Below are 21,678 nucleotides of genomic sequence, written 5' to 3'. Positions count from 1 at the left end.
GGGCGTTATGTCGGCTTCCCGGAAGGGGGCCGCGCAGAATTTCTCGCCGCCGACCGCACACAGGCCCGTTACCCAAAAGTACGATGACGGGCGCGGTGCACCACCTTGTACGGACCGCGAACGGAACGATTTCTGGGAGGCAGCGTGAGCGCCATCGAGCAGACCGAGGCGGCGCGCCCGCGGGGCACACGCCTGCCACGCCGAGCCCGGCGCAACCAGCTCCTGGGCGCGGCCCAGGAAGTCTTCGTCGCACAGGGCTACCACGCGGCCGCGATGGACGACATCGCCGAGCGGGCGGGCGTCAGCAAGCCGGTCCTCTACCAGCACTTCCCCGGGAAGCTGGAGCTGTATCTGGCCCTGCTCGACCAGCACTGCGAGTCGCTGCTCCAGTCGGTGCGCGCGGCGCTGGAGTCGACCAGCGACAACAAGCAGCGGGTCGCCGCCACGATGGACGCCTACTTCGCGTACGTGGAGGACCCGGGCGGCGCCTTCCGGCTGGTCTTCGAGTCGGACCTGACCAACGAGCCGGCCGTCCGCGAGCGGGTCGACAAGGTGTCGCTGGAGTGCGCCGAGGCGATAAGCGCCGTGATCGCCGAGGACACCGGGCTCTCGCGGGACGAGTCGATGCTGCTGGCCGTGGGCCTGGGCGGGGTCTCCCAGGTGGTGGCGCGCTACTGGCTGTCCTCCGGGAGCAAGGTGCCGCGGGACACCGCGGTGCAGCTGCTGACGTCGCTGGCCTGGAAGGGCATCGCCGGCTTCCCCCTGCACGGCACCGACAACCACTGACCGTGTTCGCTGCGGGCGTGGCCGCGGACGTCTTCTCCGTCCCCGTACCGGGCTAATGTGTGCTGCGTACCGCGCGGCCGGCCGCGCACATCACCGACCGTCGGAGGGACATAAGCCGTGGAGGTCAAGATCGGCGTGCAGCACGCGCCCCGCGAGATCGTTCTGGAGAGCGAGCAGTCTGCCGAAGAGGTCGAGCGCGTGGTGAGCGAGGCGCTCACCGGCAAGACGGAGCTGCTGAGCCTGGTGGACGACCACGGTCGCAAGGTCCTGGTCGCTTCGGACCGGGTGGCGTACGTGGAGATCGGCGAGCCGACCGCCCGCAAGGTCGGTTTCGGCCCGCTCTGAGCGGCACCGCGGCGGCGCGAGCGGCGCCGCGCACCGAAGCGGAAGGGCGGCGGCCCGGAGAACGGAATCTCCGGGCCGCCGCCTTTTGCCGTCTCCGGCGCCGCCATTCGCAGTCGCCGTTCGCCGTCCGGGCCGGGTCGCGTCGCGCTCCGTCCGCCGATCGTTCGCGCTCCGTTCGTCCGCCGTCCACGGGCCGGACACTCCGGTGGAAATGCCTTGCCCGGTGGGCGGACGAGGGCGCACGCTGAGCGGACAAGCGGGGTCTGGCCGGAGGGTTGCTGCCGGTGACCCCTGGGTACGACCGCCTACGACCGATTTGTTCGTCCGATCGGCCTCGTCACGCGGGAGGGAACAGCATGATCTGGGAAGCGCTCGGCGCCGTGATCGTCGGATTCGCCATCGCCCTGTCCGCCCGGCGCTGGCTTCCGGAGCGATTCCCCTCCCCCGCCCTGACGCTGGCGACGGGCCCGGTCGCGGCGCTGCTCGGCGCGCTGCTGACGCGCGCGGTCCTGGGGCCGGGCCACCCGGTCCAGGTGCTCCTCGCCGCGCTGGCGGTGGGGTCCGCGCTGCTGTCGGTGCTGGTCCGGCCGCCGCGCCGCCCGGTCCGCCGGCCGGCCGCGCCGCTCAAGCGCCACCGGACGGCCTGCTGACGGGGCGCCGCCGGGCGGCCCGCTGACCGCCCGGTTCCGCGCGGCGCGGCGGTACGCGGCGCGCCGGTGCGCGGCCCGCCCGCGAAGGCGCCGGTCAGGTCAGGTCAGGCCGCCAGGCCCAGCGCCGCCATCCGCTTGGTGTGCGCCTCGGTGATCCGGGAGAACATCCGGCCGACCTCGGCCAGGTCGAAGCCGTCGGCCACCCCGCCGACCAGCATCGTGGAGAGCGCGTCGCGGTCCGCGACCACCCGCTGGGCCTGGGAGAGCGCCTCGCCCATCAGCCGGCGGGCCCACAGCGCCAGCCGCCCGCCGACCCGCGGCTCGGCCTCGATGGCGGCCCGGACCTTCTCCACCGCGAAGGTGGCGTGGCCGGTGTCGTCCAGCACGGCGAGCACCAGATCGCGGGTGTCGGAGTCCAGCCGGACCGCGACCTCGCGGTAGAAGTCGCTGGCGATCGAGTCGCCGACGTACGCCTTGACCAGGCCCTCCAGCCAGTCGGACGGCGCGGTCTGGCGGTGGAACTCGTCCAGCGCGGCGGCGAACGGCTCCATCGCCTCGTTCGGCTCGGCCTGGATCTCCGAGAGCCGGTCCCGCAGCCGCTCGAAATGGTGGAATTCCGCCGAGGCCATCTTCGCCAGCTCGGCCTTGTCGTCCATCGTGGGGGCGAGCTTGGCGTCCTCCGCCAGGCGCTCGAAGGCGGACAGCTCGCCGTACGCGAGGGCGCCGAGCAGATCGATCACAGCGGCCCGGTAGTGCGGGTCGGCGGATGCCGTGGCCCAGTCCTGGGCGGCGATTCCGGTGTGTTCTCGCGCGTCAGCCGCGGCGTTGTCAGGCGTCTCCATGACCGGCACAATAGCCCGCCGCGCGGGGCCCGGAAGGCCCTGGTCAGCCACCGCCCGCTCACCCGTCGGAGTGATCGCCGGGGCGGGTCCGGCGCCCGTGACGAATTCCTCAGTCATACACGCCTTCGGATTCAGCGGCGATATCCGGGGTACAGTGCTAAAGGACCCGCCGAGTATCGGTGGGTCGTTCCACGAAAGCGGATGCCCGGTCGGTGGCCCGATCGGCTCCAACCGACCGCCCTCCGCGCGGCGCGTGCCCACGTACGCACCGGCAGGAGGGACCCGCTCGCGGCAGGAGTGCCTGAGCGACGGCAGTGGTCCCGCGCCGTCCGGCCCCTCGGGCCGGCGCCGTACGAACCCGTACGACGGTGCGGTACGACCCCCGTTGCCGCCTCTCGCCGCGTCTCACAGAAGAGGCAAGACTCTGTCCACTACGTTCCGTGATCTCGGTATCTTCCCCGAGACCGCCGAGGCGCTGGAAGCCGTCGGCATCGTTTCCCCCTTTCCCATCCAGGAGCTGACGCTCCCCGTCGCGCTGTCCGGCAACGACGTCATCGGCCAGGCCAAGACCGGTACGGGCAAGACGCTGGGCTTCGGCCTGCCGCTGCTGGAGCGCACCACCGTCCCGGCGGACGTCGAGGCCGGCCGGTCCACGCCCGAGCAGCTGACCGAGGCGCCGCAGGCCCTCGTCGTCGTCCCCACCCGCGAGCTGTGCCAGCAGGTCACCAACGACCTGCTCACCGCCGGCAAGGTCCGCAACGTCCGGGTGCTGGCGATCTACGGCGGCCGCGCGTACGAGCCCCAGGTCGAGGCGCTGAAGAAGGGCGTCGACGTGGTCGTCGGCACGCCCGGCCGGCTGCTGGACCTCGCGGGCCAGAAGAAGCTGGACCTCTCGCACGTCCGCACCCTCGTCCTGGACGAGGCCGACGAGATGCTCGACCTGGGCTTCCTGCCCGACGTCGAGAAGATCATCCAGCTGCTGCCGGCCAAGCGGCAGACCATGCTGTTCTCCGCGACCATGCCCGGCCAGGTCATCTCGCTGGCCCGCCGCTACATGTCGCAGCCCACGCACATCCGGGCCACCGCCCCGGACGACCAGGGCGCGACGGTCGCCAACATCACCCAGCGCGTCTACCGCGCGCACTCCCTCGACAAGCCGGAGATGGTCGCCCGTATCCTCCAGGCGCGGGGCCGCGGCCTGGCGATGGTGTTCTGCCGGACCAAGCGGACCGCCGCGGACATCGCCGACCAGCTCGGCCGGCGCGGTTTCGCGTCCGGCGCGGTCCACGGCGACCTCGGGCAGGGCGCCCGCGAGCAGGCGCTGCGCGCGTTCCGCAACGGCAAGGTCGATGTGCTGGTGTGCACCGACGTCGCCGCCCGCGGCATCGACGTCGAGGGTGTGACGCACGTCATCAACTACCAGTCGCCCGAGGACGAGAAGACCTACCTGCACCGGATCGGCCGCACCGGCCGGGCCGGCGCCAAGGGCACCGCGGTCACCCTCGTCGACTGGGACGACATCCCGCGCTGGAAGCTGATCAACAAGGCGCTGGACCTCGCGTTCGACGAGCCGGAGGAGACGTACTCCACCTCGCCGCACCTCTACGAGCAGCTGGACATCCCCGAGGGCACCAAGGGCGTGCTGCCGCGCGCCGAGCGCACCCGGGCCGGGCTGGCCGCCGAGGAGGTCGAGGACCTGGGCGAGACCGGGGGCCGCGGGCGCGGCGGCCGGCGCTCCGGTGGCGGCCGCGACGCCGCCAAGGAGACCGCCAAGGACACCGCCAGGGACACCGCCGAGGAGTCCCGTCCGGCCCGTACGCCGCGCCGGCGGCGGCGGACCCGGAGCGGGGCGCCGGTCGAGCAGCCGGCCGGTGCGAGCGCGCCGGAGGCGTCGGAGGCCGCGCACGCCGCGGTGAGCGCGGCCGAGGGTGACGAGGCCGCCGCGGCGCGTACGCCCCGGCGGCGGCGCCGGACGCGGGGTGCGGTCGCGGCCACGGCGGCCGCGGGCGAGGCCGCGGCCGTGACGGCGGACGCGGCGGTGGACGCGGCTCCGGCTGCGGCTGCTGTGGCTCCGGCTCCCGCGGTGGAGCCCGCGCCGGTCGTTGCTGAGGCCGCCCCGGTCGTCGCGGACACCGTCGCGGAGACCGTGGCCGAGGCCGCTCCGGAGAAGCCCAAGCGGACCCGTAAGCGCACCACCACCGCTTCCGCCGCCAAGAAGGCGGAGGCCGCGGTGGAGGCCGCCGAGGGTGCGGCGCCGGCGGAAGCGGAAGCTCCGGTCAAGCCGAAGCGGACGCGGACCCGGAAGGCCGCCGCCACCGAGCCCGTGGCCGCCGTGACCGCCCCGGTCACCGACGCCACCGCCGAGGAGGCCCCGGCCAAGCCCAAGCGGACCCGCAAGACCGCCACGGCGAAGACCGCCGCCGCCAAGACGGCCACGGCCAAGACCGCCGCCGCCGAGACCGCCACCGCGGCCACCGCCACGGCGACGATCACCGAGGACGCCACCGGCACCGCCGAGGAAGCCCCGGCCAAGCCGAAGCGCACCCGCAAGACGGCCGCGGCCAAGACGGCCACGTCCACGACCGCGGCGGCCAAGAAGGCCCCGGCCAAGAAGACCGCCGCCAAGAAGACCGCCGCCGCCAAGGCCGCCGCGGACGCCCCGGAGGCGGCCGAGGAGAAGCCGAAGCGGACCCGCAAGCGGGCCGCCGCCAAGAGCGCGCAGCCCGCCGAGGCGCCCGCCGAGAGCTGATCGGCCCGCCCGTACGGCACCCACGACGACCCGGCCCCGCACCGCGCGGGCGCCGGGTCGCCGGCGTTCCGGGCGGCGGCGTTCCGGGCGATAGCCTCGTCCCCATGAGCAGGCCGCCCACCCTCACACTGCCGCCGTGCGCCCGCGCGTACCGGCTCGGCACCGAGCGCGGCGCGTTCGCCGTGCACGACGCCCGCCCCGCCGCCGCGCCGCTCGGCACCGCCCTCCTCGTCCCCGGGTTCACCGGCAGCAAGGAGGACTTCATCGGACTGCTGGCCCCGCTGGCCGCGGCCGGTTTCCGGGCGGTCGCGGTGGACGGCCGCGGGCAGCACGAAACCCCCGGCCCGCGCGACCAACCGGCTTATGAGCAACGGGAGTTGGCGCTCGACGTACTGGCCCAGGCGCGGGCCCTGGGCGAGCCCGGCGGCGGTCCGCTGCATCTGCTCGGGCATTCGCTCGGCGGGCTGATCACCCGGGCCGCGGTGCTGTGCGACCCGGCGCCGTTCCGTACGCTCACGGTGCTCAGCTCGGGCCCGGCGGCCATCGACCCGGCGCAGCAGGCGCGGGTGCGGATGCTGATCGACGCGCTGGGCCGGATGGACATGGCGCGGGTGTGGGAGGCGATGCGGGCGCTCGACCCGCCGGAGGCGGCGGACGCGGACACGCCGCCGGAAGTCGGCGCGTTCCTGCGGCAACGCTGGCTGAATACCGTTCCCGAGCAGCTGATCGCCACCGGCCGGCAGATGCTGGCCGAGCCCGACCGCGTCGCGGAGCTGGCCCGTACGGGGCTGCCGGTCCACGTCGTCTCCGGCGCCGTGGACTACGCCTGGCCGGTGCCGCTGATGGACGATATGGCCCGCCGGCTCGCCGCCCGCCGCACGGTCATCGAGGACGCCGAACACTCACCGAACGCGGAACGGCCGGACAAGACCGCGCAGGCGCTGTCCGGCTTCTGGAGCGAGTTCGGCTGACGCAGCGCGGCCCGCGGTGCCCCTAGAACCGCCCCTCCACGTGGTCCCAGAACCCGTCCCGGAGCACCCGCCGCAGATCGGCCCGTCCGCGCAGCGAGTGGTGGAGGAGGGCTTCCGCGGCGGTGAGGAGTTCCTGGTCGACGGTGCCGGGCAGATACGGGTGGCCGGGCAGCAGGTCGGCCACCCAGGCCGGGCCGCGCTCCGACAGCCACTGGGCGGCGACCCGCGCGCCGACGAACCGGACCTCCTCGCGGCTGGGCGCCGGCCCCTCGCCCGCGCCCGGCTCGGGGATCTCCCCGCCCGTCCGCCGGGTGACGTACGGCTTGCAGAACTCCAGGTCGAAGGCGCGCGCGCTGTCGACCTCCCACATCAGCGGCTCGGCCTGGTTGCGGCCGCCGGGCGCCTCGATGCCCCAGAGGTGGACCCGCGCGCCGTAGCCCTGGGCCGCCTCGACCGCGGAGACCAGGTCCTCGTCGCCGCCGATCAGCACCGCGTCGGTGATCGCCCGGTGCCGGGCCAGCGACTCCAGATCGGTGCGGATCAGCGAGTCGACGCCCTTCTGCTGGTTGTGGGCGTTGAGGTTGCCGAGCCGGACCTTGACGTCGGGCAGCTCGGCGATCCGCTGCTGCTCCTGGGTGTGGATGCGGCGGCGGGCGCCGTCGTACCAGTACACCCGCAGCAGCCGGCTGTCCGGGAAGATCGTGCGGGCCTTCTCGATGAACGCGTCGATGATCCCCTCGGCGTCCAGCTCGAACGCCTTGCGGTCCTCCGTACCGGCGACCAGCCGCCCGGCCGCCGCGTAGACATAGCCGGCGTCGGCGAAGACGGCGTGCGTGGAGGGGGTGGTGGCGACCTCGGCGAGGACCCGGGTGAGCAGCTCGTTGGTGCGCTCGATACCGGCGGCGAGCGCCGCGAGGTCGGTGGGGCCGGTGGGCCGGGGGTCGTTCATACCGGACCCATTGTCCCGGCGGGCGCTTCGCGGACACAACCACGGTGGTCGCCGGGCTCTCGCGGGGGTCTTCCCGCGCAGCCGGTGACGGTCCCCGCACGGCCATGGCGGCCCCCGCACACCCATTCCTTAGCCCATGAAAAATTTTCCTTAGCGTAGGGAATCATTTCAGCTGTATGCTCGTTGTACCCATACGGAACGCCTGGCAACGAAGCCAGGCAAGTCCTGTCATTCAGTTCTCCGCAGGAGGATCAGACGAAGGGAGAAGCCCGTATGCGCTTCGAGATCATGCGCCTGGACGATGCCGACGGCGCCGCCGTGGACAGCACCGTCGTGGACGCCGCCTCCGTCAACCAGATCGTGCAGCAGGCCGCCGCCATCGGACAGCGGATCTACATCCGCCCGGCCGACACCGCCGTCGCAGGCTGACCGCCCGCCCCACCCCTCATACGCGAACGCCCCCGTACGGAATGCCGTACGGGGGCGCCGTTGTCCCGACGGCCGGGGCGATCCGGGTCAGGAGCCCTGGATCACCTGGGTGACGCCGTTGATGATCTGCTGCACCGCGAGCGCGGAGAGCATCATGCCGGCCAGCCGCGTCACCAGCACCACCCCGCCGTCCTTGATCACGCGGATGATCACCAGCGAGAACCGCATCGCCAGATAGAGCACCACATGGATCGCCGCGATGGCGGCCCAGACCGAGATCCGGGCGGCGGTGCCGTGCGCGTGCTGCACCGCGAGGATCACCGAGACGATCGCGCCCGGACCGGCCAGCAGCGGCATACCCAGCGGGACCAGCGCCACATTGACGTCCTTGGTCTGGGTCGGCTCCTCGGACTTGCCGGTCAGCAGGTCCAGCGCGACGAGCAGGAGCAGCAGCCCGCCAGCGATCATCAGGGCGGGCGTGGAGATGTGCAGCCGGCCCAGGATCTGCTTCCCGAACAGGCCGAAGACGGCGATCACGCCGAACGCGACGGCGGCCGCCTGCCAGGCCATCCGGCGCTGGACCTTGGCCGGGCGGCCGGCGGTCAGGGCGAGGAAGATCGGGGTGATACCCGGGGGGTCCATGATCACAAAAAGCGTGACAAAGAGGGTGCTGAAAACGGCGACGTCGAACACGGTGCTGGCCTTGCGGTGGTACGGACGAACGGAAGGGAGGGGTGAGGGGTCACCCTGACGACGCCTTCCCGGGCAGGGAGAAGCCGGGGAAGGCAGGCAGGGGCAGGGCGCGTCCCTGATCAGGGCAACGCGCTACGGCAGCCGGCCCGGCGGCCGGGCCGGGACCCGGACGGTCAGCCGCCCGCGCCCGGCACGGGGAACGCGCCGGTGGCCCGGCGGGTGATCTCGCCGTAGATCTCGGGGTCGGTGGTGCAGTCGCCGAGGCCGCAGGACTTGCGGCTGCCGTGGTAGTCGCTGGAGCCGGTGGTCAGCAGGCCCAGCTCGGCGGCGAGCCCGCGCAGCCGGGCGCGGGTCGCGGGGTCGTGGTCCATGTGGTCGACCTCGACGCCGTCCAGACCGGCCGCGGCCAGCTCGGCGATCGCGCTCTCCGGGACGCACAGACCGCGCTTGAGGGCGAGCGGGTGCGCGAAGACCGCGACCCCGCCGGCGCCCTTGATCAGCCGGATCGCGTCGAACGGGTCCAGCTCGTGCTTCTCCACGTAGGCCGGGCCGTCGTTGGCCAGCCACCGGGTGAACGCCTCGGAGACCGAGCCGACCACGCCCAGTTCGACCAGGGCGGTGGCGATGTGCGGGCGGCCCACGGAGCCGTCGCCGGCGATCCGGGCGACCTGCTCCCAGGTGACCGGGATGCCGAGGTCGCGCAGCTTGCCGACCATGGCGCGGGCGCGCGGGATCCGGTCGTCGCGGACCAGCTCGCGCTCGCGGGCCAGCTCCGGCTCGTCGGGGTCGAAGAGGTAGGCGAGCATGTGCAGGCTGGTGCCGTCGAGGCGGCAGGACAGCTCGGCGCCGGTGACCAGGGTCAGCCCGGCGGGCAGCGCGGCGCGCGCCTCGGCGTAGCCGGCGACGGTGTCGTGGTCGGTCAGCGCGACGACGTCCAGACCGGCGGCCGCGGCGTTGCGCACCAGCTCGGCGGGGGTGTCCGTACCGTCGGAAGCGGTGGAGTGGGTGTGCAGGTCGATACGCACGGCACAGACTCCAGACTGCTGCGGGACGGTTGCGGCGGCGGGCCCGGGACGGGCCGTGGCCCCGCGGCGGCCGTAAGGACTGCTCGGCACTACCACGGACTACTGAAGGATACCGGGCGCCCGGCGGTGCCCGCACCGCCCACCGACCGGGCACCGGCCCGGGATTCGATGGCGACGCGCCGGCGTCAGCTCAGAATCCTCGGCGAGAGCGCCCCGCAGGGCAGCAGATCCACTTCGGCGCCGGCCTCACGCAGATCCGTGAGCACCAGCTCGTCGTACATCAGCAGCCCGGACTGCTCGGGCCAGGCGATCGCCCAGAGCCACAGTCCGCGGGCCTCGCCGGCGAACACCGCGCGGTCCGAGGGGGCGCCGTTGACCTGCCAGAGCGGGGTCGGGCGGCCGGCCGCGAGGACCTTGCCGTGCGGGGCGGCGCCCAGGCGCAGGTGCGGGCCGGGGTCCGGGCCGTCGATCCCGGCGTAGCGGGCGCCGAGGCCGACGCCCAGCTCCTCGGCGATCAGCAGCAGCTCGCCGGGGCCGCCGAGCGGGCCGGGGCCGGAGCAGGCGACGGCGGTGGCGCGCCCGCCGCTGCGGTCGTCGCCGGCGCAGGCGACGCCGGTGAAGAGCCAGCCGACCGGCAGCGGCCAGGGCATCCAGACCGGCACCTGGGCGCGGTGCACGACGACGCCGAGCGCCTCGACGCTCGGCGGGACGACCGGCTGGAGCGGGTGCACGGTGCCGTGCACGGCGCACTGCCAGGAGTCGGAAAAGAGACCGGGCGCCCGCACCCGGCCTCCGCACTTCGGGCAACTGGGTTCGCCCCTCATAAGGACCAACGGTCCTCCAGCCCCGCCGTCCCGTCAAGGACGATCACCCAACCGGTGTGCCCCTTTTCCCGTACGGGCGCGCCCACTTGGCGGGTCGGACGACCCCCTCCGGGCAGGTAGTTGCTACTTGCACCCATTAGGGTCGCTAACTTATTATGTGTAAACGGCAACGATTCGGCGGGCGGTCCCGCCCGTACGCGCCTCACGCACAGGAAGGGGAAACACCGGCATGCGCAGCAGCGGCCACGGTGGTGGCACCCACGACGATCCGTTCGACGAGGGCGGCACCTCGCTCCTCCGGCAGCCGATGGCGGTCTGGGCCACCGCCGGCGCCTCGGTCGTCGCCTTCATGGGCATCGGCCTGGTCGACCCGATCCTCCCCTCGATCGCCAAGGGCCTGCACGCCTCCAGCAGCCAGGTCTCCCTCCTGTTCACCTCGTACTTCCTGATCACCGCCGTGGCGATGCTGGTCACCGGCTTCGTCTCCAGCCGGATAGGCGGCCGCAAGACGCTGCTGGCCGGGCTCGCGCTGGTGGTGGTCTTCGCGGCGCTGTCCGGCACCTCGTCCTCGGTCGGCGAGCTGGTCGGCTTCCGGGCCGGCTGGGGCCTGGGCAACGCGCTCTTCGTCTCCACGTCGCTCGCGGTGATCGTGGGCGCGGCGGCCGGCGGCAGCGCGGCGGCGATCCTGCTCTACGAGTCCGCGCTCGGTCTCGGCATGGCCTGCGGGCCGCTGCTGGGCGCCGTCCTGGGCGATATGAAGTGGCGCTACCCGTTCTTCGGGACCGCCGTCCTGATGGCCATCGGCTTCATCGCCATCACCGTGCTGCTGAAGGAGCAGCCCCGGCCGGCGCGGAAGACCTCGCTGCTGGACCCGGTGAAGGCGCTCGGCCACGGCGGGCTGGCCTCGGCCGCGATCGCCGCGTTCTTCTACAACTACGCGTTCTTCACGGTGCTGGCGTTCACCCCGTTCGTGCTGAACATGTCCCCGTACAAGTCGGGCGGGGTGTTCTTCGCCTGGGGTGTGCTGCTGGCGGTCTTCTCGGTGATCCTGGCGCCCCGGCTCCAGGAGCGGTTCGGGTCGCTGCGGGTGCTGGGCGGCTCGCTGCTGCTGCTCGCCGCGGACCTGGTCGTGCTCGGCTACGGCGACCACACCACGGCGGTGGTGTGCACGATCCTCTCGGGCGCCTTCATCGGCCTGAACAACACCGTCTTCACCGAGCTGGCCCTCGGCGTCTCGGACGCCCCGCGGCCGGTGGCCAGCGCCGGCTACAACTTCGTGCGGTGGTTCGCGGCGGCGGCCGCGCCGTTCCTCGCCCCGAAGATCGCGGAGTGGACCGATATCCACCTGCCGTTCGTGGTCGCGGCGCTGGCCGCGGCGGCCGGCGCGGGCGTCGTGGGTCTCCGCCGCCGGGCGCTGACCCTGCGCGCGGAGGAGCTGGAGCCCCGGCACGCGGCGGAGGACGGGGTGGCGGCCTTCGCGGAGTGAGCCGCCCCCTCGTGAGCTGGTGGCCCGTCCGGCGCCGGGCCGTACGCGCGCTGGCGTCAGTCCAGCGCCACCCCGGCCCGCAGCGGGTCGCGCAGATCCGTGCCGCGCTCCAGCCAGCGGGCCTGGAGCGCCTCGGCGCCGTGCACCCGCTTCCACGCGGCCTCGTTGGGCGTCATCGGCAGCAGAGGGAGGAACGCCACCGGGTCCATCGGCTCGTCCAGCTCCAGGTCCTCGACCAGGCCGCCGGGCGCGCCGACCAGCACCGAGGTGAACGGCGCCCCGGGCCACAGCGGCCCGCCCACGTCCAGCGACGCGCCGGACGCCACGACGACGCCCTCGACCTGCGGGGACGCGGCGAGCACGGCGAGCGTGCGGAGCACCTTGTCGGTGTCGGCGCGGCCGGCCCGTACGGAGAGCAGGAGTTCGGCGCGCGGACCGCGCAGCGGATCGGCGAGGACGGCGGTCGGGTCGGTCATCGGCCGGGCGGACATCCCGAGCGTGGCGTAGCGCACCACATCGCCGTCGAGGAAGCGCAGCACCTCGATGCGGTCGGTGCCGAGGAAGGTGACGGCGGCCCGGGCGTCCGCTTCGCCCAGCGCCGTGCGCAACCGGGCCTCGACCAGCTCAAGAACGTCAGACATACGGCGAGCATAGGGCCGCCGCCGGAGCCGCCGTTCGGCCCGGTCCGGCACCGCCGATCGGCCCGCTCGCACAACGCCCGGGCAACGGGCTTGTTATGGAACGGGCAAAGGGCAGCCCGGGCCCTCCAGGCGGCTGGTAGCCTTGCCGTCTGGTCAGGGAATGACGATCGTCCCCCAGCGGGGACCGGCCGGAGGAGGTGGGGCTGCGGTGGATCCGAGTCGACCGTGCAGTACCGATAGTTCTCCCGTCATCCCGCCCGCGCGGCGACACATCTGATCCGAGAGCTTCCGTACCCCGCCGCGCGGCGGCGAAACCCGCGAAGTTCTCCTGCTCCGGACGCGGATGACGGAAGAGCGCCTTCGACTCTTACTTCCGTGATGTCAGCGAACTGCCGTCAGTAGCACCGCACCGAGCGCCGCCCGCTTTGCGGACGTACGGCCTGTTGCCGTCTGGTACGTCCTCGTTCCGGGCCGCGTTGCGCCGCGCCTGCCGCTGACGGCCGGCACGAAGGAGCCAGCCATGTCGATGATCCGCGACCTGCGCGCCGCTGTCCGCCCCGCCCGGCGCCGCGACGACAGCCCTTACCGCACCGCCTCCACCGCCCCCGCCTGCGCCAACAGCGCCGTCGTCGACTGCGGGATCTACCGCGACGGCCACCGGGTGACCGGCACCGCCTCCCCCGGCGAGGCGATCGCCGGCGTCCGGGACGAGGGGGGTTTCGTGTGGATCGGTCTGCACGAGCCGACCGAGTCCGAATTCGCCGGTATCGCCCAGGAGTTCGGGCTGCACCCGCTCGCCGTGGAGGACGCCGTCCACGCGCACCAGCGGCCCAAGCTGGAGCGCTACGACGACACCCTCTTCACGGTCTTCAAGACCGTCCACTATGTCGAGCACGACGAGCTGACCGCGACCAGCGAGGTGGTGGAGACCGGCGAGGTGATGTGCTTCACCGGCCCGAACTTCATCGTCACCGTCCGGCACGGCGGCCAGGGTTCGCTGCGCGCCCTGCGGCACCGCCTCCAGGAGGACCCCGAGCGGCTGGCCAAGGGCCCGTCCGCGGTGCTGCACGCCATCGCCGACCAGGTCGTCGACGGCTACATGGCGGTGGCCGGCGCGGTCCAGGAGGACATCGACGAGGTGGAGATCGACGTTTTCAGCTCCGGCGCCGGCAAGGGTGCGGGCGGTAAGGCGGCGGCCGGCGCGGCGGGGGCCGCCAAGGGCGGCGACGCCGGGCGGATCTACCAACTCAAGCGCGAGGTACTGGAGTTCAAGCGCGCGGTGTCGCCGCTGCTGCGCCCGATGCAGCTGCTGAGCGAGCGTCCGATGCGGCTGGTCGACGCCGACATCCAGAAGTACTTCCGGGACGTCGCCGACCACCTGGCGCGCGTCAACGAGCAGGTGCTGTCCTTCGACGACCTGCTGAACTCCATCCTCCAGGCCAACCTCGCGCAGGCCGCGGTGGCGCAGAACGAGGACATGCGCAAGATCACCGCCTGGGCCGCGATCTTCGCCGTACCGACGATGATCGCCGGCATCTACGGCATGAACTTCTCGTACATGCCGGAGCTGAAGTGGAAGTACGGCTACCCGACCGTGCTGCTGGTCACCGTCGCGATCTGCTTCGGCATCCACCGCGGCTTCAAGCGCAACGGCTGGCTGTGACACCGGGGGCCGGGGCCGGGCGGCGTCTCACCGCCCGGGCGGCCCCGGGGCCCGGCCGCCGGGCCGATTAGGCTGAGGCCCATGACGGAGGAGACCGTGTCGCAGGCGCTGCTGGATCAGGCGCTCATCGAGGAGGCCGCGAAGAAGTCCGGCCTGATCTGGGTGCGGGGGGCCGCCGGCCCGGCGCGGGCGCTGTGGCATGTCTGGCACGACGGGGCGGCCTGCCTCGTCGGCAGCCCGGGCCCCGGGGGCGGCGAGCAGCCGCTGGACGGGCTGGGGCTCACCGACGGCGCCACCGTCACGGTCACCGTCCGCAGCAAGGACAAGGGCGGCCGGCTGGTCGCCTGGCCGGCCGCGGTGCGCGAGCTGGCGCCCGGCGGCGAGGAGTGGCAGGCCGCCGTCGAGGAGCTGAAGGGCAAGCGGCTCAACGCCCCGGACGCGGACACCATCGGCGAACGCTGGGCGCGGGAGTGCCGGGTGCTGCGGCTGACACCGGCCGGCGCGGCGGCGCAGCGGCCCGGGCTGATGCCGGACGGTTCGCACGCCGCGCCGCCGGTCGGCTCGCCCGCGACCACCCGGCGGCCGGTGCCGGCGGCGCTGCCGAAGCTGCTGCGGCGGGGGCGGAAGGGCTGAGGGGGCGGCGGCCGGCCCGGTCGGGGCGCGGCTCAGCCCGTATACGTACCGGCCGGGGCCCGCGTCCCGGCGCGCGGCTCGTCCCGTACGCGTACGCGGCTCAGCCCGTCCGCGCGATCTGCTTCCCGTAGTCCACGACCTGGTCCTGGGCCGGGGCCTTGAGGTCCAGGTCCTTGCCCCAGTCGGCGAGCTTGACCTGGCCCGCGCCGCCCGCGCGCTGGAGCCGCAGCGGATACGGCTGCCCCTCCAGGGAGACGTCGAGGGTGCCGCCGGACCCGGCGCCGGCGGTCACCTGGACGGTGCGGACGCCGTCCACCGTGGCCCGTTTCCCCGTCGTCAGCTCGCCGTGCAGCGCGAGCAGCGCCGGGAGCAGGGTGTCCTTGTCGGTGAAGCCGCTGAAGCGCCGGTAGACCGGGTCGGCGGCGGGCACCTTGACGTATTTCCCGCCCAGTTTCGCGGCGGCCCCGTCGGAGCCGCTGTTCTTCTCGCCGGCCCAGAAGGACGCGTCCGCCTTCAGATAGAGCGCGCCGCCGACCCGCAGCAGCTGGAAGGAGGTCGTCCCGGTGCTCAGTTCGCCGCGGGCGCCCTCCTTGGCCAGCCGCATGTCCAGGGTGTAGGTGGCGCCCTCGCTGACGACCTTTCCGGAGAGCCGGACGGTGCCGGCCGCGACGGCGGCGGCCCGGGCCCGGGCCTCGATCTGCCGGGCGGGCAGCTTGCCCACCCCGTTGGTGCCGGCGTCCGGGTCGTCCCCGGCGCAGCCCGCCACCGCCGCGGTCAGGACCGCGCACACCGCCACCGCCGGCAGCGCCCGCCCGGCGCGTCGGATTCCGGCCGGCGGCCGGCGGGTGGCGACCGGGGGGATGGCACTCACGTCGGCTCTGCCTCCTGAAGCGTTGATCTCGGCGCAGCACTGAACTCGACCAGCGGGGAACCCGGCACGCGCCGAACCCGACCGGCGCTGATCTCGACAGCTCACGGCAGCGTACCCGTGGCGTACCGGCGCGGCAGCCCGGTCCGGGGCGGCCACCATACGGCCGGTCCCGCCGGGGCGCGGCCCTTCCCGGCGGGTTAGCCTGAACCCGAACCAACGCGTTGTTTTCCGATCAACGATGGAGCAATCCGGACGGAAAGGGAGAAGGGCGGCGCTTTCCATGGCGGTGGTCACCCCCCGGATCTTCGTCTCCCACTTCTCCGGCGTCGCCGTCTTCGACCCCAACGGCGATCAGGTCGGGCGGTTGCGGGACCTGGTCGCCCTGCTGCGCGTCGGCGACCGCCCGCCGCGGCTGCTGGGGCTGGTGGTCGAGGTGATCAGCCGGCGCCGGATCTTCGTACCGATGACCCGGGTGACCGGCGTGGAGTCCGGCCAGATCGTCACCACCGGCGTGGTCAACATGCGCCGCTTCGAGCAGCGGGCGTCCGAGACGCTGGTCTTCGGCGAGCTGCTGGACCGGCGGGTCCGGCTGGTCGAGACCGGCGAGGAGGTCACCGTGCTCGACATCGGCATCACCCAGCTCCCGGCCCGCCGCGACTGGGAGATCGACAAGGTCTTCGTCCGGCGCGGCAAGGGCGGACCGCTGCGCCGCAAGGGCGGCACGCTCACCGTGGAGTGGTCGGCGGTGACCGGCTTCTCGCTGGAGGAGCACGGCCAGGGCGCGGAGAATCTGCTGGCCACCTTCGAGCAGCTGCGCCCCGCCGACCTCGCGGGCGTCCTGCACCACCTCTCGCCCAAGCGGCGCGCCGAGGTCGCCGCGGCGCTGGACGACGACCGGCTGGCCGATGTGATGGAGGAGCTGCCGGAGGACGACCAGGTGGAGATCATCGGCAAGCTGAAGGAGGAGCGGGCCGCCGACGTCCTGGAGGCGATGGACCCCGACGACGCCGCCGACCTGCTCTCCGAACTCCCCGAGGAGGAGAAGGAGCGCCTGCTGGCCCTGATGCGCCCCTCGGACGCGGCGGACGTCCGCCGGCTGATGTCGTACGAGGAGCGCACCGCGGGCGGGCTGATGACCACCGAGCCGATCGTGCTGCGCCCGGACGCCACCGTCGCGGACGCGCTGGCCCGGGTGCGCGACCCCGACCTCTCCCCCGCGCTCGCCGCCCAGGTGTACGTCTGCCGGCCCCCGGACGAGACGCCCACCGGCAAGTACCTGGGCCTGGTGCACTTCCAACGGCTGCTGCGGGACCCGCCGTTCACCCTCGTCAGCTTCCTGGTGGACACCGATCTGCCGACCCTGCGGCCGGACACCCCGCTGCCCGAGGTGACCGGCTACCTCGCCGCGTACAACATGGTCGCGGCGCCGGTGGTGGACGAGGGCGGGGCGCTGCTGGGCGCGGTCACCGTGGACGACGTACTGGACCACCTGCTGCCGGACGACTGGCGGGAGGCCGGACTGCACGGCGCGGCGCCCACCGCCGCCGGGCACCCGGGGGAGGCCCCCGATGGGCGCTGAGGACCGGGAGAGCCCGAAGGAGCGGCGGCCGCACGGCGCCTCGGCGGTCCGCCGGGGCGGCGCCGGCGACCGGCCCCTGGAGCCGCGGCCGCGGGCCCGGCTGGACCTGCCGCGGGTGCCGCGCCGGACGTTCTTCCCGGAGTACGACCCGGAGGCGTTCGGGCGGCTGTCGGAGAAGATCGCCCGCTTCCTGGGGACCGGCCGCTTCCTCGTCTGGATGACGGTCACGATCATCCTGTGGATCGGCTGGAACGTCCTCGCGCCGGGCAGCCTGCGGTTCGACAACTACCCGTTCATCTTCCTGACCCTGGCCCTCTCGCTCCAGGCGTCGTACGCCGCCCCGCTGATCCTGCTCGCGCAGAACCGCCAGGACGACCGGGACCGGGTCAATCTGGAGCAGGACCGGCGGCGCAACGACCGGTCCATCGCCGACACCGAGTACCTGACGCGGGAGATCGCGGCGCTGCGGATGGGCCTGGGCGAGGTCGCCACCCGCGACTGGATCCGCTCCGAACTGGAGGACCTGCTGCGCGAGCTGGAGCAGCAGCGGACCGCCGGCCCCGAGCCCGCGGGGCGTGACGAACACGACCGCTGATGCCCTTACCGGAGGCGCCCTCGCCCGCCGTACCATCGGGTCATGGCAACTGACACGCCCCAGCCCGCCGGCTCCGCCCCGAGCGAGGACGCGATCCGCGAAGCGCTCGCGACGGTGAACGACCCCGAGATCCACCGCCCCATCACCGAACTGGGGATGGTCAAATCGGTGGAGATCGCCGCGGACGGCTCGGTGGCGGTCGTGGTCTACCTCACCGTCTCCGGCTGCCCGATGCGCGAGACGATCATCAGCAGCGTCCGCGAGGCCGTCGAGCGGGTGCCCGGCGTCACCCGCGCCGGTGTGGAGCTGGAGGTGATGAGCGACGAGCAGCGGCGGGAGCTGGCGGCGTCGCTGCGCGGCGGGACCGCCGAGCGGGAGATCCCGTTCGCCAAGCCCGGCTCGCTGACCCGGGTCTACGCGGTCGCCTCCGGCAAGGGCGGTGTCGGCAAGTCCTCGGTGACGGTCAACCTCGCCGCCGCGATGGCCGCCGACGGCCTGAAGGTCGGCGTGGTGGACGCGGACATCTACGGCCACTCGGTGCCCCGGATGCTCGGCGCGGACGGCCGGCCCACCCAGGTCGAGAACATGATCATGCCGCCGTCCGCGCACGGTGTGAAGGTCATCTCGATCGGCATGTTCACGCCCGGCAACGCCCCGGTCGTCTGGCGCGGCCCGATGCTGCACCGCGCCCTCCAGCAGTTCCTCGCCGACGTCTACTGGGGCGACCTCGACGTCCTGCTGCTGGACCTGCCGCCCGGCACCGGCGATATCGCCATCTCCGTGGCGCAGCTCGTCCCGAACGCCGAGATCCTGGTCGTCACCACCCCGCAGCAGGCCGCCGCCGAGGTCGCCGAGCGGGCCGGTTCGATCGCCGTGCAGACCCACCAGAAGATCGTCGGCGTGGTGGAGAACATGTCCGGGCTGCCCTGCCCGCACTGCGACGAGATGGTGGACGTCTTCGGCACCGGCGGCGGCGAGCGGGTCGCCGAGGGGCTGACGAAGACCACCGGCACACAGGTCCCGGTGCTCGGCGCGATCCCGATCGACGTCCGGCTGCGCGAGGGCGGCGACGAGGGCAAGCCGGTCGTGCTGACCGACCCGGACTCCCCCGCCGGTGCCGCGATCCGCGCCATCGCCGGGAAGCTGGGCGGCCGTCAGCGCGGCCTGTCGGGCATGTCGCTGGGGATCACACCGCGCAACAAGTTCTGACGGCGCGGGCGATACGTTCCGCTGCTGAAGGGCGGGCCCCATGGGGTCCGCCCTTTGCCGTTCCCGCCGCCGCCGCGCGCCCGGGTGATCGTGTCCGCGCGCCCGCTCCCCCTGCCCCCGCGTACGCCCGCCCGGCCCGCGTACGGGCCGCTCAGCCCTCGTACGCCCCCAGGTCCTCGATCGCCGAGAAGCCCAGCCCGTAGGCGCTCATCCCGCGCCCGTAGGCGCCGAGCAGCACCCCGTCCGGCCCGTCGCCGCCGGAGGCCCCGGCGAGCACCCAGCCGTACTCGGACTCGCGGTAGCAGAACGGCGTCGGCACACCGTCCACCGGCAGCATCAGCTCGCTCCAGCTCTCGGCGGTGAGGTCGTCGGCCAGCTCCCAGGCGATCATGGTCTGCTGGTCGAGCCAGTCCTGGCGCAGCGAGCGGTCCATGCGGTTGGGCCAGGTGTGGGCCAGGAGGCCGGAGCCGGCCAGCCAGGCCGCCGTCGAGACCGAGGTGGCCTCCAGGACACCGGTGCCGTCACCGCTGCGCCGTACGGGGCGGCTGGCGACCGTCACCACCACCGCGAACCGCTCGTCCTCCGGGGACTCCGCCTTTATGGTCGGCTCCGTGCCGTGGCCGGTCGCGCCGTGCTCGACGGTGCCGTCGGCGGCCGTGCCGACCCGCATCAGCCAGCGCGGACCGGTGAACGCCTCGTCGAGGCCGTACCACGGGAACGCGGCCAGCAGATAGCCGTCGGCCTTCCGGCCCGGATCGGCGGACACCTCGTGGGTGGCTGTCCGACTCGTCGTCTCCATCTGCGCGGAGCCTCCTCGTTGCCCTGCGTCGTGGGCGGCCCGCCCCCCTCAGGCGACCTCACCCCGGACACCGGGAGCATAGCCAGTGGCGTCAACACAGCCGGGCATACGAGATACTCACGTCGCGTCGGCGTCGAAGGGCGGGGGCTCGCGGCGCGCGGTGCCGGTGTCCTTGGTGAACATGTCCGGACGGCCGGCGGCCGGGGGCTCCGCGGACGGGGCCGGGGACTCCTTGGTCAGGCTCAGCGGCGTGCCGTTCGCGGCCGCGGCGGGGGCGGCAGCGGCGGACCGGGGCGCGGTGCTCTCCCGGACCGCCTCGGTGACCTCGGCCATCTCCTTCTTCAGATCGAAGCCGTCGCGGATCTCGGCGAGCTCGCGCAGGCCGTACTCGTCCTTCTCCAGGACGTGCTTGCGGACGAAGTTCCGCGGTTTGAGGTCCTCGAACTCGAAGTCCTGGAAATCCGGACCGAGCTCGTTGCGGATGTCCTCCTTGGCGCTGTCGGAGAACGCCCGGATCTTGCGGATGACGGCCGATACGTCCTGGATGACCTTGGGCAGCTTCTCCGGCCCGAAGATGAGCACCGCGAGGACCACGATCGTCACCAGCTCTAGGGGTCCTATGTCGAAGAACACCTTGCAGCTCCTTGGGGTATCCGCGGCCTTCGGGGGGTTTCGGGGCCAGGCCGTCTCTCACCGTACCTGGCCCCCGGCACCGGACGGGAGTCGCCCGTCCCAACACCGTGCAAACGATCAGTCCCGGCCGGAGGAACCGAGTGTCAGCCGGACGGACCGCTCGCCGCCGTCCCGCTGGACCGTCAGTGTGAGGACGTCACCGGGCCGGTGGCTGCGGATCTTGATGATCAGCTCCTCGCCGCTGTGCACGGGCGCGCCGTCCACCTGGGTGATGACGTCGCCCGGCCGGAGGCCCGCCCGCGCGCCCGGCCCGCCCGGGGTGACCGGCGGCTGCCCGCCGCCCTTGCCGTCGCCGATCCGGGCGCCGTCGCCGTCGTACTCCATCTCCAGCGTGACGCCGATCACCGGGTGGGTGGCCCGGCCGGTGTTGATCAGCTCCTCGGCGACCCGCTTGGCCTGATTGACCGGTATCGCGAAGCCGAGGCCGATGCTGCCGCCCTGGCCGCCGCCGTCCGGGCCGCCGGTGCCGCTGTCGGCCGCCCGGATCGCGCTGTTGATGCCGATCACCCGGGCCCGGGCGTCCACCAGCGGCCCGCCGGAATTGCCGGGGTTGATGGGCGCGTCGGTCTGCAGCGCGTCGACGTACGACACATCGCTGCCGTCGCCCTTCTTGCCGCCGGCGGTGATCGGCCGCTGCTTGGCACTGATGATCCCGGACGTGACGGTGTTGGCGAGGTCGAACGGGGCGCCGATCGCCACCACCGGGTCGCCGACCTGCACCGCGTCGGAGTCGCCGAGGGTGAGCGGGTGCAGGCCGGTGACGCCCTGGACCTGCACCACGGCGAGGTCGTAGCCGCTGTCCCGGCCGACGACCCGGGCCCGGGCGGTCTGGCCGCCGCTGAACGTCACCGATATCTCGCCGCCGGTCCCGGCCGGTTCGACGACGTGGTTGTTGGTGAGGATGTGGCCCTGGCGGTCGAGGACGAAGCCGGTGCCGGTGCCCTGCTCGGCGTTGCCGCGGACGTGCAGGGTGACCACGCCGGGCAGGGCGGCGCGGGCGATCCCGGCGACGCTCTCCGGGCTGCGGCCGCCCGCGTCGCCCGCGGCCTGCGGCAGCTTGATGTCGTCGATCCCGCCGTACCGCTCGACGTAGGCCCCGGCCACGCCGCCGACTCCCCCGGCGATCAGCGCCAGGACGAGGGCACCGGCCACGAGGGGGCCGCGGCGGCGGGCTTTGCGGGCCGGGACGGCGGTCGGCGGGGGGCCGGTCAGGGGGGTGGCCCAGGGGTCGTAGTGGTGCCAGGGG

22 protein-coding genes are annotated in these 21,678 nt (G+C 73.5%); 12 read left to right on the top strand and 10 right to left on the bottom strand.

Annotated features, from left to right (window positions below):
• Positions 1-144: 144 nt before the first annotated feature.
• The 3 genes from ADL22_RS14345 to ADL22_RS14335 all read left to right on the top strand — a co-directional run bounded on the left by ADL22_RS14345 (position 145) and on the right by ADL22_RS14335 (position 1,781).
• Positions 145-786 (top strand): TetR/AcrR family transcriptional regulator, encoded by a 642-nt coding sequence (locus ADL22_RS14345; RefSeq protein ID WP_066978232.1) that lies wholly within the window; start codon positions 145-147, stop codon positions 784-786.
• A 117-nt stretch (positions 787-903) separates the two neighbouring features.
• The gene (locus ADL22_RS14340; protein ID WP_066978230.1) at positions 904-1,131 is read left to right on the top strand and encodes a DUF3107 domain-containing protein; all 228 of its coding nucleotides are present in this window, start codon (positions 904-906) and stop codon (positions 1,129-1,131) included.
• A gap of 356 nt (positions 1,132-1,487) precedes the next feature.
• On the top strand, positions 1,488-1,781 hold the full coding sequence (locus ADL22_RS14335; RefSeq protein WP_066978227.1) for a hypothetical protein: 294 nt from the start codon (positions 1,488-1,490) through the stop codon (positions 1,779-1,781).
• A gap of 104 nt (positions 1,782-1,885) precedes the next feature.
• Here ADL22_RS14335 and ADL22_RS14330 read toward each other — a convergent pair whose 3' ends face one another.
• Positions 1,886-2,623, bottom strand: a complete 738-nt coding sequence (locus tag ADL22_RS14330) for a ferritin-like fold-containing protein (RefSeq protein ID WP_066978224.1) — start codon at positions 2,621-2,623, stop codon at positions 1,886-1,888.
• Between the two features lie 385 nt (positions 2,624-3,008).
• Between ADL22_RS14330 and ADL22_RS14325 the strand changes: the two genes are divergently transcribed.
• Entirely contained in the window at positions 3,009-5,372 is a 2,364-nt protein-coding gene (locus ADL22_RS14325) for a DEAD/DEAH box helicase (protein WP_066978221.1), read from the top strand.
• A 104-nt stretch (positions 5,373-5,476) separates the two neighbouring features.
• A complete protein-coding gene (locus tag ADL22_RS14320) occupies positions 5,477-6,343 on the top strand; it encodes an alpha/beta fold hydrolase (RefSeq protein WP_066978218.1) in 867 nt (288 codons plus the stop codon).
• Positions 6,344-6,365: 22 nt separating this feature from the next.
• On the opposite strand, the gene ADL22_RS14315 is transcribed toward ADL22_RS14320, so the two are convergent.
• Positions 6,366-7,292, bottom strand: coding sequence for an NYN domain-containing protein (locus ADL22_RS14315; protein WP_066978214.1), 927 nt, complete (start codon positions 7,290-7,292; stop codon positions 6,366-6,368).
• Between the two features lie 273 nt (positions 7,293-7,565).
• Between ADL22_RS14315 and ADL22_RS35750 the strand changes: the two genes are divergently transcribed.
• Positions 7,566-7,721: a hypothetical protein gene (locus ADL22_RS35750; protein ID WP_199836296.1), complete on the top strand. Its 156-nt coding sequence runs from the start codon at positions 7,566-7,568 to the stop codon at positions 7,719-7,721.
• 87 nt (positions 7,722-7,808) lie between these two features.
• On the opposite strand, the gene ADL22_RS14310 is transcribed toward ADL22_RS35750, so the two are convergent.
• The 3 genes from ADL22_RS14310 to ADL22_RS14300 all read right to left on the bottom strand — a co-directional run bounded on the left by ADL22_RS14310 (position 7,809) and on the right by ADL22_RS14300 (position 10,263).
• Positions 7,809-8,414: a MarC family protein gene (locus tag ADL22_RS14310; RefSeq protein WP_066978210.1), complete on the bottom strand. Its 606-nt coding sequence runs from the start codon at positions 8,412-8,414 to the stop codon at positions 7,809-7,811.
• Positions 8,415-8,587: 173 nt separating this feature from the next.
• The gene (locus tag ADL22_RS14305) at positions 8,588-9,439 is read right to left on the bottom strand and encodes a PHP domain-containing protein (protein WP_066978207.1); all 852 of its coding nucleotides are present in this window, start codon (positions 9,437-9,439) and stop codon (positions 8,588-8,590) included.
• A 185-nt stretch (positions 9,440-9,624) separates the two neighbouring features.
• A complete protein-coding gene (locus tag ADL22_RS14300; RefSeq protein ID WP_066978205.1) occupies positions 9,625-10,263 on the bottom strand; it encodes a DUF6758 family protein in 639 nt (212 codons plus the stop codon).
• A gap of 229 nt (positions 10,264-10,492) precedes the next feature.
• Here ADL22_RS14300 and ADL22_RS14295 point away from each other — a divergent pair, with 229 nt between their 5' ends.
• Entirely contained in the window at positions 10,493-11,749 is a 1,257-nt protein-coding gene (locus ADL22_RS14295) for an MFS transporter (protein ID WP_066978202.1), read from the top strand.
• A 56-nt stretch (positions 11,750-11,805) separates the two neighbouring features.
• Here ADL22_RS14295 and ADL22_RS14290 read toward each other — a convergent pair whose 3' ends face one another.
• Positions 11,806-12,390 carry a suppressor of fused domain protein gene (locus tag ADL22_RS14290; RefSeq protein ID WP_066978199.1) on the bottom strand — a complete coding sequence of 195 codons (585 nt, stop codon included), beginning with the start codon at positions 12,388-12,390 and terminating at the stop codon, positions 11,806-11,808.
• A gap of 520 nt (positions 12,391-12,910) precedes the next feature.
• Here ADL22_RS14290 and ADL22_RS14285 point away from each other — a divergent pair.
• Together ADL22_RS14285 and ADL22_RS14280 are read left to right on the top strand one after the other, a co-directional pair.
• Positions 12,911-14,053, top strand: a complete 1,143-nt coding sequence (locus ADL22_RS14285) for a magnesium and cobalt transport protein CorA (RefSeq protein ID WP_066978196.1) — start codon at positions 12,911-12,913, stop codon at positions 14,051-14,053.
• Between the two features lie 81 nt (positions 14,054-14,134).
• The gene (locus tag ADL22_RS14280) at positions 14,135-14,686 is read left to right on the top strand and encodes a hypothetical protein (protein ID WP_066978193.1); all 552 of its coding nucleotides are present in this window, start codon (positions 14,135-14,137) and stop codon (positions 14,684-14,686) included.
• A gap of 100 nt (positions 14,687-14,786) precedes the next feature.
• Here the strand turns inward: ADL22_RS14280 and ADL22_RS14275 are convergent, their stop codons facing one another.
• The gene (locus ADL22_RS14275) at positions 14,787-15,557 is read right to left on the bottom strand and encodes a hypothetical protein (protein WP_079064113.1); all 771 of its coding nucleotides are present in this window, start codon (positions 15,555-15,557) and stop codon (positions 14,787-14,789) included.
• A 280-nt stretch (positions 15,558-15,837) separates the two neighbouring features.
• Here ADL22_RS14275 and ADL22_RS14270 point away from each other — a divergent pair, with 280 nt between their 5' ends.
• The 3 genes from ADL22_RS14270 to ADL22_RS14260 are packed head-to-tail and all read left to right on the top strand — an operon-like array spanning position 15,838 to position 18,940.
• The gene (locus ADL22_RS14270; RefSeq protein WP_066978191.1) at positions 15,838-17,136 is read left to right on the top strand and encodes a magnesium transporter MgtE N-terminal domain-containing protein; all 1,299 of its coding nucleotides are present in this window, start codon (positions 15,838-15,840) and stop codon (positions 17,134-17,136) included.
• Complete coding sequence (locus ADL22_RS14265; protein ID WP_066978188.1) at positions 17,126-17,731, top strand: DUF1003 domain-containing protein; 606 nt, start codon at positions 17,126-17,128, stop codon at positions 17,729-17,731. The genes ADL22_RS14270 and ADL22_RS14265 overlap by 11 nt, the downstream gene beginning before the upstream one ends.
• A 42-nt stretch (positions 17,732-17,773) precedes the next feature.
• Complete coding sequence (locus ADL22_RS14260; protein ID WP_066978185.1) at positions 17,774-18,940, top strand: Mrp/NBP35 family ATP-binding protein; 1,167 nt, start codon at positions 17,774-17,776, stop codon at positions 18,938-18,940.
• Positions 18,941-19,091: 151 nt separating this feature from the next.
• Here ADL22_RS14260 and ADL22_RS14255 read toward each other — a convergent pair whose 3' ends face one another.
• The 3 genes from ADL22_RS14255 to ADL22_RS14245 all read right to left on the bottom strand — a co-directional run.
• Entirely contained in the window at positions 19,092-19,739 is a 648-nt protein-coding gene (locus ADL22_RS14255) for a hypothetical protein (protein WP_066978182.1), read from the bottom strand.
• Positions 19,740-19,856: 117 nt separating this feature from the next.
• Positions 19,857-20,372, bottom strand: coding sequence for a sec-independent translocase (locus ADL22_RS14250; RefSeq protein ID WP_066978179.1), 516 nt, complete (start codon positions 20,370-20,372; stop codon positions 19,857-19,859).
• A gap of 117 nt (positions 20,373-20,489) precedes the next feature.
• A partial coding sequence (locus tag ADL22_RS14245; RefSeq protein ID WP_159048662.1) for a S1C family serine protease occupies positions 20,490-21,678 on the bottom strand: 1,189 nt, incomplete at its 5' end.

The sequence above is a fragment of the Streptomyces sp. NRRL F-4489 genome, from assembly GCF_001509485.1.
Classification (GTDB): Bacteria; Actinomycetota; Actinomycetes; order Streptomycetales; family Streptomycetaceae; genus Streptomyces.
The sequence above is the reverse complement of the archived record's forward strand: the minus strand, read 5'-3'. Positions and strand labels throughout refer to the sequence as shown.